This is a genomic window from Algoriphagus sp. AGSA1 (assembly GCF_021390545.1).
GTDB lineage: Bacteria > Bacteroidota > Bacteroidia > Cytophagales > Cyclobacteriaceae > Algoriphagus.
Genome location: NZ_JAJUWR010000011.1, coordinates 41313 through 54301, shown reverse-complemented (window position 1 = coordinate 54301; position 12989 = coordinate 41313). Strand labels below are relative to the sequence as shown.

The 12989-nt window shown below is 45.1% G+C and carries 8 protein-coding genes; 5 read left to right on the top strand and 3 right to left on the bottom strand.

The window, feature by feature from the left end; translation table 11 throughout:
* The first annotated feature begins 104 nt into the window (after positions 1–104).
* From LZF95_RS10175 to LZF95_RS10155, 5 genes are all read left to right on the top strand, one after another.
* A complete protein-coding gene (locus LZF95_RS10175) occupies positions 105–1322 on the top strand; it encodes a redoxin domain-containing protein (protein ID WP_233754882.1) in 1218 nt (405 codons plus the stop codon).
* A 59-nt stretch (positions 1323–1381) separates the two neighbouring features.
* Positions 1382–1819, top strand: a complete 438-nt coding sequence (locus tag LZF95_RS10170; RefSeq protein WP_233754881.1) for a MarR family transcriptional regulator — start codon at positions 1382–1384, stop codon at positions 1817–1819.
* Positions 1816–2238, top strand: a complete 423-nt coding sequence (locus LZF95_RS10165; RefSeq protein ID WP_233754880.1) for an organic hydroperoxide resistance protein — start codon at positions 1816–1818, stop codon at positions 2236–2238. The genes LZF95_RS10170 and LZF95_RS10165 overlap by 4 nt, the downstream gene beginning before the upstream one ends.
* A 231-nt stretch (positions 2239–2469) precedes the next feature.
* Positions 2470–3858 (top strand): dipeptidase, encoded by a 1389-nt coding sequence (locus tag LZF95_RS10160; protein ID WP_233754879.1) that lies wholly within the window; start codon positions 2470–2472, stop codon positions 3856–3858.
* 45 nt (positions 3859–3903) lie between these two features.
* Complete coding sequence (locus LZF95_RS10155) at positions 3904–6048, top strand: protein-disulfide reductase DsbD (RefSeq protein ID WP_233754878.1); 2145 nt, start codon at positions 3904–3906, stop codon at positions 6046–6048.
* A gap of 158 nt (positions 6049–6206) precedes the next feature.
* Here the strand turns inward: LZF95_RS10155 and LZF95_RS10150 are convergent, their stop codons facing one another.
* The 3 genes from LZF95_RS10150 to LZF95_RS10140 all read right to left on the bottom strand — a co-directional run bounded on the left by LZF95_RS10150 (position 6207) and on the right by LZF95_RS10140 (position 12921).
* On the bottom strand, positions 6207–7484 hold the full coding sequence (locus tag LZF95_RS10150) for an alginate export family protein (RefSeq protein ID WP_233754877.1): 1278 nt from the start codon (positions 7482–7484) through the stop codon (positions 6207–6209).
* A gap of 245 nt (positions 7485–7729) precedes the next feature.
* Entirely contained in the window at positions 7730–9172 is a 1443-nt protein-coding gene (locus LZF95_RS10145) for a rubredoxin (protein ID WP_233754876.1), read from the bottom strand.
* A gap of 224 nt (positions 9173–9396) precedes the next feature.
* Complete coding sequence (locus LZF95_RS10140) at positions 9397–12921, bottom strand: nitrate reductase (protein WP_233754875.1); 3525 nt, start codon at positions 12919–12921, stop codon at positions 9397–9399.
* Between the last annotated feature and the right edge of the window lie 68 nt (positions 12922–12989).

Here is a 12989-nt window from a genome sequence, read left to right as displayed (position 1 = left end):
TATTTCCAGAATATTCAAAAAATAAAACTTTAGGCTTCATGGCCGCACTTCTCCGAGCTATGGAACTGCATATCGATCTTACCAACTCATAACCCAATCAACCTATGAACTATAAATTGAAACTTGTGATTTTATTTGAGGCGTTGCTGGGCGCAACGCTCTTGTTGAGTAAGTGTACCGATACATCCACTGAAACCGCGGAAAGTCCTTCAGAATTATCCCAATCTTCAGCGTTTGTAGCTAACCCAACAGTGGTAGAAGAACAGCCAGTGGGTAAATTGACAATTGGTGACGAGGCACCACCCTTCGAGTTACCGGGAATTGATGGTGGGTTTCATAGCTTGGATGACTATGCCGACGCTGATGTCCTGGTGATTAACTTTACCTGCAATCATTGTCCGACAGCTCAGGCTTATGAGGATAGGTTTATCCAGGTGGTGGAAGACTATAAGGATGAAAAAGTCGCTTTTGTGGCCATTTCTTCCAATAGCCCAATCGCTATTCTGCCGGAGGAACTGGGCTATACTGACCTGAGTGATACATTCGAAGAAATGAAAATCAGAGCTAAGGACAAGTCTTACAATTTTCCCTACCTCTACGACGGTGACACCCATGCGTTCTCTCTGGCGTATGGGCCTACCGCTACACCGCACGTATTCGTTTTTGATAAAGATAGAAAGCTCAGTTATTCGGGGCGCATAGATTCCTCCGAAAAACCTGGCACTGCCAATGCTGAAGACTTAAGGAACGCTATTGATCTGACTTTGACAGGACAAGACCTCCCCGAAGGGACTGCTCAAACTCCGTCATTTGGATGCTCTATGAAGTGGGCTTGGAAAAACGACTATACCATCAAGACCAACAAAGCATGGGATGAGAAAGAGGTGAATATAGAGAAATTGTCCCCTTCAGGATTGGCAGAGCTATTGAAGAATGATTCTGGGCAATTGCTGCTGGTGAATTTTTGGGCTACCTGGTGTGGGCCATGCATAATAGAATACCCGGAGTTTGTGACCATTCAGCGGATGTATGGACAGCGTGATTTTCAATTTGCCTCTGTGAGCATGGATAGTCCTGCGCAAGTCGATAAAGCACTCAAATTCCTCAAAGGAAAGTCATCCGCCCTGCCAAATTACATTATGGATACTGAAGATAAATATGAGGTAATCGATGTGGTGGGAAATGAATGGGATGGAAGCCTACCCATAACCTTGCTGATAGAGCCAGGCGGAAATGTTGCTTACAGAGTTTCGGGAACAATAGATGCGCATGAGTTGAAAAAAGAGATTGTGGACAACCCGTTGATCGGAAGATACTACTAAGAGTAATGGCATTAGTAAAATTATACAGTTAAATTGTATAAAATCAAAATGTATCTGCTATGTCCCAAATTCATCAGCTCTCGCTCTCACTCTATTCCAGTTCAAGATTACTTATTCAATTGATGCAAAGTGAGCTAGGTGGACTGGGATTGACCTATCCTCAGTACCTGGTTATGGCAGTTTTATGGGAGAAAGATTCATTAAAGGTAAATGAAATTGGATCGAGGCTGTATTTGGATTCAGGTACACTTACTCCCTTGCTGAAAAAACTGGAAAGAATGAATTACGTGAGAAGAAGCAGGAATGAGGCAGATGAACGCACGGTCATCATCGAATTAACCTATCCAGGTAAATCTCTCGAAAGCAAGGTGGAAGCCTTAATCCAAAGCCTGGATAGAAAAATCGCTGATTTTACCGGTTTAAATGTGGATAAGCTAAACCAATCCCTTCAACATTTGTTAGTAGAGATTGAATCACTAAAGAACACTGACAAATGAAAAAACTGAACATTGATTACACGGCTGTAGCAGTAAACACTGGTGGTAGAAAAGGACATGTGAGAACCGAAGACGGTATGTTGGATTTTGACGTGGCGATGCCTAAGGAAATCGGAGGAGATGGAGGTAAAACCAACCCAGAGCAGCTGTTTGCCGCTGGATATGCAGCCTGTTTTGGAGGGGCATTAGGGGCGGTAGCTGGAAAAACGAGTCTGAGGGACTCTGAAATCAAAGTCAAGGTACATTTGGGGAATTATGGTCCTGGGGATTTTGGCCTTGCAGTGGATATTTTGGTGAAAATCCCGCATGCTGCTTCATTGGAAGAAGCCCAAAAATTGGTAGATGCCGCACATGCAGGATGTCCTTACTCCAAGGCAACCCGTGGGAATATTGAGGTGACTGCCACAGCTGTAAAATAGGGGGCTGGAAAAGTTATCGGCTGTATTCAAAGGTTGGGATACAGCCGGTTTTTATTTAATCCTGAAGTTTTTAGTTGCAGGTATTTTATTTTCCACTACGTTTGAAATGGAGGTGGATTTCAAACTTTACACACATTTACTTCGGATTTGAGGGGTAATAACTCAGCTCAAAGTAGGCATTTCATGCTGAATTGGATATTTTTGGAGCCTTACTAAATACTCCCCAAATATATGGCTGTTAATGATTTTATCCGTGACCACAAGGATCGCTTTCTCAATGAACTACTCGATTTGCTCAGAATTCCATCTGTAAGTGCAGATCCTAAGTTCAAGGACGATGTATTTGCAGCTGCGGATTTTGTGAAAGAAAGTCTGGTAAGTGCAGGAGCAGATGTAGCGGAAATCTGTCAAACAGCAGGTTATCCCATCGTATATGGGGAGAAAATAATAGACACAAATTTACCAACTGTCTTGGTATATGGGCACTATGATGTTCAGCCTGCAGATCCCTATGAGTTATGGGACTCTCCACCTTTTGAGCCTGTGATCAAGAAGACAGATATCCATCCCGAAGGCGCGATTTTCGCACGTGGATCTGCTGATGACAAAGGGCAGTTTTATATGTATGTGAAGGCTTTTGAAGCCATGATGGCCACAGGAGATTTGCCTTGCAATATCAAATTTATGATAGAAGGGGAGGAAGAAGTCGGTTCTGATAACCTGGACAAATTCGTCATTGCAAATAAAGAGAAACTGAAGGCGGACGTCATCCTGATTTCTGATACGCACATGATTTCTATGCAGGACCCATCCATCACGGTGGGTCTCCGCGGTATGGCGTATATGGAAGTGGAGGTCACCGGATCTAACCGCGACCTACATTCCGGCACCTATGGTGGAGCTGTGGCCAACCCTATCAATGTGCTTTGTGACATGATCGCTTCCATGAAGGATGAGAATGATCATATCACGATTCCCGGTTTTTATGACAAGGTACAGGAGCTTTCTGCCGAGCAAAGAGAGCGGCTTAATGAAGCACCGTTTGATTTGAAGGAATATCAGGCCAAGCTGGATATTGATGATGTGCATGGGGAGAAAGGCTATACAACTATCGAGCGTGTGGGTATTCGCCCTACGCTGGATGTGAATGGTATCTGGGGAGGCTATATCGGGGAGGGAGCCAAAACAGTCCTGCCATCCAAAGCAAGCGCAAAAATCTCCATGCGACTGGTCCCTGATCAGGACTGGAGGGAAATAGCTGAGCTTTTTGAAAACCACTTCAGGTCTATCGCCCCTAAATCGGTGCGGGTTAAAGTGAAGGCACATCACGGAGGAGCCCCGGCCGTAGTGTCAGATTCATCTGTGGGATATCAGGCCGCTGAGGCAGCTATGGAAGAGACTTTTGGAAAAAGGCCTATTCCTACACGTGAAGGAGGATCTATTCCTATTGTGGCATTGTTCCAGAAGGAATTGGGTTCTGACCCGATTCTCTTTGGTTTCGGATTGGATACAGATGCATTGCATTCTCCCAATGAGCATTATGGGGTAAAAAATTACTTTATTGGCATCGAAACTATTGCAGCCTTCTTCCGTCAGTTTAGAGAACTCAGCCAAAAATAACCCATTTGTAGCCTTTAATCCTCAATTCATTTCGCTTCCACCTTCATGACTAAAGACCAAGGAAAATCAGGGAAACTACTGCTACTGGCATTGTTTTTCTTCAGTTTCTACGCCCAAGCACAGATCATAGCTCCACCCAAATGGAAAATTTCCATCGAACCAAAAGACCTGGTGCAAGGAGAAGAGGCTAAGATGATATTCGAGGCACAAATCCCCATTGGATGGTATATTTATGCCAATGATTTTGATCCGGATCTCGGCCCTATTTTGGCGACTTTGAAATTGGATGGCCCAGAGGGTTATGAGTTGAAAGGTGCCTTTACCGCGATTGATTCCAAAAAGAAATATGAGGAAATATGGGAAGGCGAGGTGAAATACTTTGTTGGTAAAGGGAGGTTTGAGCAATCCTTTGTCCCTAAGACCACTTCAGGGAAAATCTCAGGAACTTTAGAGTATCAGATGTGCTCAGATGTGACGGGGCAATGTGTCAATTATGATGAGGAATTGGAGCTTACGTTTACTGCAAGTGAAAATACCACAACAGAACCTTTTGCGGAGTTTGAATCACCAGGTAAAGCGGGATTTGGAGGCGACTCGTCATCGGTAGGAGGAACGACGACGAAGCAATCTATAAGTGACAATGAGACTGCCGCGCCTCGTACCTCGGCTACCGACGACGATAATCCGTCCAAGAAAGAAGGGTTATCCGCCACAACTTCTTCAACAGAAATCCTGCCGGCCCAGGAAGAGGGGTCTCTCTGGGGTTTTATGGTGCTGGCATTTTTGGCTGGATTGGCTGCATTGCTTACACCTTGCGTTTTCCCGATGATCCCGATGACCGTAAGCTTTTTTACAGGGAGAGCTGGGAATAGAGCTACTGGGATTAGAAACGCTTTCGTTTATGGGTTTTCCATCATTGCGATATACACCGTAGCCGGCACGGCGGTAGCGGCTATCCAAGGCCCCGAATTCGCCAACTGGCTGGCGACACACTGGGTTCCCAACCTTTTCTTCTTTGGTGTTTTCATCTTCTTTGCCTTGGCTTTTCTGGGAATGTTTGAGCTGACTCTTCCCTCTGGTCTGGTCAACAAAGTGGACGAAAAGGCTGAAAAGGGAGGATTTACGGGGATTTTCTTTATGGCATTTACGTTGGTTTTGGTTTCTTTTTCTTGCACAGGACCGATCGTAGGCTCTATTTTGATCTCTTCGGCAGGTGGTGAGTTAGTGAAACCCATTCTGGGCATGTTTGCCTTTTCGTTGGCATTCGCTATTCCATTTACCTTATTTGCCATTTTCCCGGAATGGATGAACAGACTTCCCAAATCCGGTGGTTGGCTGAATTCCGTAAAAGTAGTCCTAGGATTTCTGGAACTTGCCTTGGCATTCAAGTTCCTTTCCATAGCTGATTTGGTCTATCACTGGGGGATTCTCGACCGTGATATATTCCTGATCATCTGGATCGTGATATTCGCTGGGTTAGGACTATATCTTTTGGGTAAAATCCGACTACCTCACGACTCCCCTATGGAAACAATCGGAGTACCGAGATTGCTTTTGGCATTGCTCACCTTCATGTTTGTATTGTATATGATTCCGGGGCTTTTTGGAGCTCCGTTGAAATACCTTAGCGGATTTCTCCCACCTATGTCCACCCAACAGTTCAAGTTGACTGCTGGGCTGAATACAGCTGATGTGGGCGAGAATATTCTTGGCGAGCCTGTGAAATACGCTGATATTCCACTGGAAATCCCTCATGGTATCCAAGGGTATTTTGATTATGGACAAGCCATGCGGGCTGCCAAAAAGGCGAACAAACCTTTGCTTATAGACTTCACGGGACACGGTTGTGTAAATTGCCGGAAGATGGAAGAAAATGTCTGGGTAGATCCCCAGGTGCTAAAACGTCTTAAGGAAGATTTTGTGATGGTGGCGCTGTATATCGACGAACGACTGGATCTTCCTGAAAGTGACTGGTACACTTCTGAATATGATGGAAAAGTAAAAAAGACACTTGGCAAGCAAAATGCTGATTTCCAGATTACCCGATTCCAAAACAACGCACAGCCTTATTATGTCATCTTGGACCATGATGGAAATCTCCTCGCCCAGCCCAAAGGTTATGATACCGATATTCAGGCATTCATTGAGTTTTTGGACGGAGCGAAGGGAGAATTTGAAGCGAGAAATTAAAACTGCTAAAGAGAAATCCTAGCGGGCTGCTGGCCCATTCCTCAACATTGGGGTTAAATGTCCCCTAGCCCTTCTCGGATTATTCTCATCAATGTGGATAATCTGATATCGCTGGCGTCGTTCCCAATCCATACTTAATTGGCTAAGTTTCTGGTGTTTTAATCCTCTTTGAATTTATAAGTGATCAATCGCGGGTTTATTATCAGCTGTACCCATCCCCAGTTATTGGTGTTTTTGGAAGTAGTCCCACCTTTTACGGCACTCATACTTTCTGTGGCAATCATCTGCGAATAACCTGCGGCCAGCTTTATATATTTCCCGATGGATTTGCCATAGACCAAGTCAAGCTCTGTTCCTAGATTCTTGGATAGATCATCTGCAAGTTCAGCATTTGCAAAAAAGAAGTGGGCATTTAATCCTATGGTTGATTTTTCACCAGTTGGAAAAGCAATCTTGCCATAGACATCATTCAGTCCTACATTGTTGGCAAAGTTGCCGACATAGAAGTAATCCATGTAGCCGTTGAATTTGTGGTTGGTGCCATAGAGCGGGAAGAAGGATTTATCTTTCTCCTCACTTACTTGATCTGTGCCGCTGAGGGATTCAAATCCCGCAGTCAGTGTGGCTTTTCCAGCTTTATATTTTGCTTCCAGCATGTATTGGTATGCATTGAGGTCCGTGGTGGCATTTGCCATACCTGTCTGTAGATAGGCTGATCCTGTAAAGGTCAAGTTGGACAGTGGAAAAGTGAAGTATGTGCCCGTGGTTTGCCGATAGTATAGGCCGTTGGGGAGTGGGGCAGGATCATTGGTGAACTTCTGAAAGCCATTGTTCAAGAAGAGAAAGCTGAAAGATGCCCTGTTCCAGTTTTTGGTCAAATGGGCCATTTGCATGGTTTTGTAAGAAAATGCGCCTGTGAGTGTATATGCCGAATTAACTAGGTTTTGATTTTCTTGGTTATAAGCAAAGGCCAGATCCAGTTTAAATTTGTTTTTGGAATACTGGATCATGGCGGCGTCATGAAACCTTCCCTGCATGGCCCAATCCACTTCTCCCAGTATCCTTTGATCATCGTAAGAAATCGTCTTCCGACCTAGTTTTAATGCCCAATTCTCTGTAAATGAATAGCGGATCCATGCCTGGAATAGAGAAAAGGAACTGTTGTTGTCCGTGGCGCTGAGCTGCTGGGTATCTCCCCAGGTGCTTACATCCTGGACGCTGAAATAAAGACTGAGTTTTTCATCCTTGAAAGCAAAATTCAGCCTGGATCGCTGGGTGACAAATGCCGCGGCTTTACTTTCATCCGGAAAAAGGTTTCCGAATCCATGCCTATACTCAAATCGCGGACGGATGTCTGCATCGAGCGTAAATTCCTGTGCTTTCAGCTGAGTACAAAGACCTAAGGAAAGCATAACGAGTGTAAAAATTCTTTTCATAGTTCGAGTGTTTAAGTATAACCCGAACGAATATAAGTATAAATACTTAATTTACTATCTACAATACGTAAAAATATAAGTATTTATCTGGGGGTTTCAGATGACATTTTTGATTAAGCCGAAGCTTCATTGCACCGACAGGATCCCGAGGATAATGCAGGATTGAAAGTGCTTTTTTTTTGGAAAACCGGGGCGAGTTTCAGTCTATAGGTTTTCTGACGAAATGAAGGCGGTCATGGAATTGCTTATTCAAGCTGTTTCACAAAAATCTTCTTTAAAAATTTCGACTTTGGAGCCCCGCAAAGCGAACATTCATAAGTTTCGGGAAGATTTTCAAAGGGAGTCAGTGGAGCTATAGCCTGGCTGAGGTCACCATAGTTTGGATCATATATGGTCAGGCAATCCGCACACTGATAAGCTTCCGTTTTGACGGTTTCTTTTGGCTTTGTCAATTTGTTGGACTGTTCCTGTTTTTTGCCCAACTGCTCGAAATACATTTTACTTAGTTCTATAAGTAAACTGGGCAACTCTACCTTATCGACTTCCTGCACATACACGATGTACTGCTGTGTATTGGGATCAAAGTTTTCCGCATATAGCAGGTTGTAGGTGTTTCGGATCTTAACCCCTTTCAACCCCATTGGAGGTTGGTTTTTTTCTATGATTATGGAGGTGAAGTAGTATGCTTTTCGGGTATAGCCCGTAATTCCGAAAGTCAGCCCGTAGGTACTGATATCCCGCTTGTCAAAGTTATCTACCAGATATTCTTTTAGTTTGAGAGCGGATTTATTGTTTACCGGGAGATGCCAGTTTAATTCCAGCATGGAGTGGCGGACATTGATTCCGTAGCGTCCCAACAATCTTTCCCACTCTATTTTTGAGGTTTCGGGAATACCCTTGATAATAATGGATTTCCAGGGAGTGATTGAGATTTTTCCTATCCTGCTATCTGCACATAGATCACAGAGCACCTTTAGAAAGGCGATATAATATTTATTGTTTCTCCAATAAAGTCCCAGCCAATAGCGGTCATTGCCCACCCGGTTGATGCCTTCATAGTAAGGAAATGGATAAAATGGTACTTCCAGCGGACTGTCCACCGTGCGGTTGTTGGAGTCCACGGCATCATTTACCAATTCAAAGAGCATCTCCACAGTCTCTGGTTCTTCTTGGAGAATCTCCTCAATGGTGGAGGTCACTTTAGCCATGTCCCAGCTGTAAATCAGGGCTGGATACATCTGTGTTTTCTCCCATTCCGGTAAACGCACATATAGATACCAGTAATCCTCATGTGCCGAGGCAATGAAATTCAAATGCCCTGTGAAAAGTGGCACCAGTCGCTGCTTGGGGTCTGTAATGTTGACCTTTAGATTAGGTTGCTGCCTGAATTGCTCCAGGATATATAGATAGCGGTCTCCGGTAAGCCAAGGAGTGTTGGGGAATATATCGGCCGAGACATAGGAAGATACAATGTTTTCTGAACCTGTTTCTTCAGGGGAGACGAGCTGGAATTTATCCTGGGCATCGATTGGCTGAGTTTCATTGTCCTGGATGAAAAGTATATCCTGACGGGATCCCAGGGAAATGGTGCCCAATCCTGCGCTTTCAGCAAGTTCTAAAATCTGCTTCAATTCAGCAGGAGACAGCACCCCTCCTTTTACTATTACTCTTGAAAAAGTCTGTTTCATGTGTTTATAATTGTTTTTCAATGGTCACATGGAATCTCGCCCGGGGAATAATCATCCCTTTGTGTGTCGCCTTCGACATGCTCGATTTCATCTGTTCATGATTGTTTTTGTTTTCCAGCAATTGGAGTCACCTGCTTGTATCAAATGCTGTCTCACAGGCTTTTTTATCCTTCTGTATGTATTTTGTGCAAGGTCAGATCTGGCTTTCTCAAGTAGGCTTGAGGTTAGGCCAATACTTTAGACTGATGGAGAATCTCCCGTACCTCTGTCTTACAACTACCGCAGCCTAAGCCCGCTCCCGTTTGCTGACACAGTGCTGTGAAATCAGAACAGCCTTCAGCAATCGCCTCTTTGATATTTCCCTCACCTACACGGCTGCAGCTGCAGACTAACTTGCCTATCACCGGGCGTGTGTCGGAAGATCCCATCAAAAGCGATTTTCTTTTTTCAGAAAGCTCGATTTTGTTTTCAATCAGCGATTTAAACTCCGCAAACTCATTTTTGTCGCCCATAAGTACCGCTCCCACAAGCAAGTCGTCCTTGACTATGCATTTTTTATAATACCGTCGGCTGATATCCGTGAAAATAATCTCCTCGTAAGAGTCATCGTTTTCAGGGATAACTATATCCCCTATACTGCAGAGCTCGAGATCTTTGAATTTCAGAATGTTCATTAAGATTGATCCGGAATAGATACTGCTCACATCTCCTGCAATGTAGTTTGCCAGCACCATAGCCTGCTCTTCCGCCGCCGAGGTGATCCCGAATAGTTGGTTTTCAAATTCAGCTATTTCCCCAATGGCAAATATGGATGGGTAGTTGGTCTGCAAGTGTTGGTTTACCTTAATACCACGGCCGCATAAGATCCCATTGTCTCTTGCGATTTTGATATTTGGCTGGGTGCCTATCGCGTAAACCACCGCGTTTGCATAAATCATTTTTCCGCTTTTCAGTGTAATTGAAAGTGATTTGTGCTCCTCGTCATCAAACACAGTGCTCACTTCATTGTCAAAATACACGTGGATTCCCCGCTCTTGTACGTCAAGGGAGAGCAGTTTACTTGATACCTCGTCCAGCTGCCGCTCCATCAGTCGGGAAGCCCGCTGCACGATGGTCACCTTCACACGGTTATGCTGTAAGGCTGCCGCCAGTTCCAGGCCAAGCAACCCACCTCCGATGATGACCACATGTTGGTTCTCCGCTGGTAATCTAGTCGAATCCAGGTATTCTTTGAACCGGTCCGCATCCACTTTATTACGCATGGTGAAGCGCCCTGGAAGGTCCAGCTGTGCATCTTTCGGGATAAAGGCCCTGCTTCCTGTGGCCAGGATGAGCTTGTCATACGTGTGTTCCTGTCCTTTGTCATCCGTCACAATCTGTCTTTCAGGATCAATTTTTTCTATGGAAAGCCCGGTGTGGAGACTGATATTGAGTTTTTTCAGTTCTTGTTCCTTGATTTTCTGTAGTTGCTCCCAGGTCAGTTCTTCGGTGACGTATTCTGGTAGAAGTACCCGGTTATAGAATGGGTGGGGTTCTTTGGAGAAAACATGGATTTTGTCGCTCTCATTGTGCTCCCTATAGTTTTGGATAAAGCGGAAAGCCGCGGCCCCTGCTCCGATCACTATGATTTTTTCTGTGTTTTTCTTGTATTTGGCCACCGACACCGCTGTGTATTTGAAATCCGGCTCCTTGGATTGAGGGTCAACTACCGTTTTTGTGAGATTGTTGGCACGGTTGAGGTCACTTTGCAATTGCTTGCCCCAGTGCATAGGAAGAAAAACAACCCCCTCTCGTATGCTTTTGGACAGTTTGGCTTTTACCCTGACTACCCCGTTTTTACTCTTTACTTCTACGATATCACCGTCCTTTACTTTGTCCAGATAGGCATCTATGGGATTGATCTCCAGTATAGGGCTTGGGTAATGCGTGCGAAGACGTGAGACTTTGCCCGTCTTGGTCATGGTGTGCCATTGATCGCGTATGCGCCCGGTGGTGAGGATCAGCGGGTATTCTTTGCTGGTTTTTTCGGAAGTATTGCCAATCTGCGCCGGGATATTGAAAATAGCTTTTTGGCTTGGGGTGTAGAATTTATTATCGGCAAAAAGACGGGTAGTCCCAGTGTGCCTGTACTCAGGCACTGGCCACTGGAAGGTGCCTTCATTTTTGAGCCGATCATAACTCAGGAAGGAAATATCAATGTTGGTGCCCTTTGTCATGGAGCAATATTCTTCATAGATCTCTTCCGGATTATTGAAGTTGAATCCACGGAACCCCATTCTCCCGGCAAAATCACAAAGGATCTCCACGTCGGGTCTGGCTTCTCCTGGAGGGTTGATGCCCTTGTTCAAATATGAAATTCGGCGCTCGGAGTTGGTCATGGTCCCCTCTTTCTCCAGCCATCCCGCCGCAGGAAGTACCAGGTCAGCAAATTCCAAGGTGTCGGCTTTATGGGAAATATCCTGTACTACGACGAATTTGGCATTTTCCAATGCCTTTTCGATTTTCCTGGAATTTGGGAGACTCACCATGGGATTGGTACAGATGATCCATACTGCTTTCATTTCCCCGCTTTCCAACGCATCAAACATTTCAGTGGCAGTATATCCTGGAGAGGCGGAGATTTCATTGACTCCCCAGAAATTTGCCACTTCCTGGCGATGTACTGGGTTATTCAGATCCTTATGTACTGCCAGTAAGTTTGCCATGCCGCCTACTTCCCGACCGCCCATGGCATTGGGCTGGCCTGTAAGTGAGAAAGGCCCATTACCTGGTTTGCCTATTCTTCCGGTGACCAGAGAGAGATTGAGCAGGGAGAAATTCTTGTCCGTACCTATGGCACTTTGGTTTAATCCCATCGCCCACATGCTGATAAAGCCTTTGGATTCCCCAATAATCTCTGCTACCCGCTTGATATCTTCGACCGAAATCCCACAGAGTTTAGAAGCTTCCCGAAGTGATGTGGCCATCACCTGTTTGCGATATTCCAGGTAGTTTTCAGTATGGTTTTTTATAAAATCCTTATCCGCGAGACCAAGATCTATGAGTCGTTTGCCAATGGCATTGTACAGGATAATGTCAGTTCCGGGAATGATCTGCAGGTGGATGTCCGCAAAATTCGCGGAGTCTGTTTTTCTGGGATCGACCACTATGATTTTCACATGAGGGTTTTTCTCCTTGTGTTTTTCCAGCCTACGGAAAAGTATGGGGTGGCACCAGGCTGGATTTGCGCCAGCTATGAGAAATGCATCAGCCAGTTCTATGTCCTCGTAGGAAATGGGCACAGAATCTTCTCCAAAGGTTTTTTTGTAAGCCACCACCGCGGAACTCATGCACAAGCGGCTATTGGTATCGATGTTGTTGGTGCCGAGAAATCCCTTGGTGAGTTTGTTGGCGATGTAATACTCTTCGGTAAGGCACTGGCCTGAGATATAAAACCCTACGCTGTTAGGGCCATATCTTCGGATCAGCGACTTAAAAACCCCAGCGGCTCTATCCAATGCGTCGTCCCAGGTTACCCTTTCCCTGGGATGGGATCTGCTCCATCGCATCTCGGGATACAGGATTCTGTCCGAAGTGTCATTTACTACGTAGTGGAGGTTCATGCCCTTGGAGCAGAGCATGCCTTGGTTTACCGGGTGATCTTTGTCTCCCTCGACCTGTACTTTTTGATGGGCATCCACACTTGCCACTATTCCGCAGCCGACACCGCAGTAGGAACAGGTGGTTTTGACTTTATTATCAGGGATCACAAATCGATTGGTTCAATTATCAATTGGTTTAGGAACAAAATAGCTCACCCGCAGGACAGCCTGTCCTT

Coding starts and splice junctions, on each gene's coding strand:
- LZF95_RS10150 (WP_233754877.1), bottom strand. CDS start 7,484: ATGAAAAGAATTTTTACACTCGTTATGCTTTCCTTAGGTCTTTGTACT.
- LZF95_RS10160 (WP_233754879.1), top strand. CDS start 2,470: ATGGCTGTTAATGATTTTATCCGTGACCACAAGGATCGCTTTCTCAAT.
- LZF95_RS10165 (WP_233754880.1), top strand. CDS start 1,816: ATGAAAAAACTGAACATTGATTACACGGCTGTAGCAGTAAACACTGGT.
- LZF95_RS10155 (WP_233754878.1), top strand. CDS start 3,904: ATGACTAAAGACCAAGGAAAATCAGGGAAACTACTGCTACTGGCATTG.
- LZF95_RS10145 (WP_233754876.1), bottom strand. CDS start 9,172: ATGAAACAGACTTTTTCAAGAGTAATAGTAAAAGGAGGGGTGCTGTCT.
- LZF95_RS10175 (WP_233754882.1), top strand. CDS start 105: ATGAACTATAAATTGAAACTTGTGATTTTATTTGAGGCGTTGCTGGGC.
- LZF95_RS10170 (WP_233754881.1), top strand. CDS start 1,382: ATGTCCCAAATTCATCAGCTCTCGCTCTCACTCTATTCCAGTTCAAGA.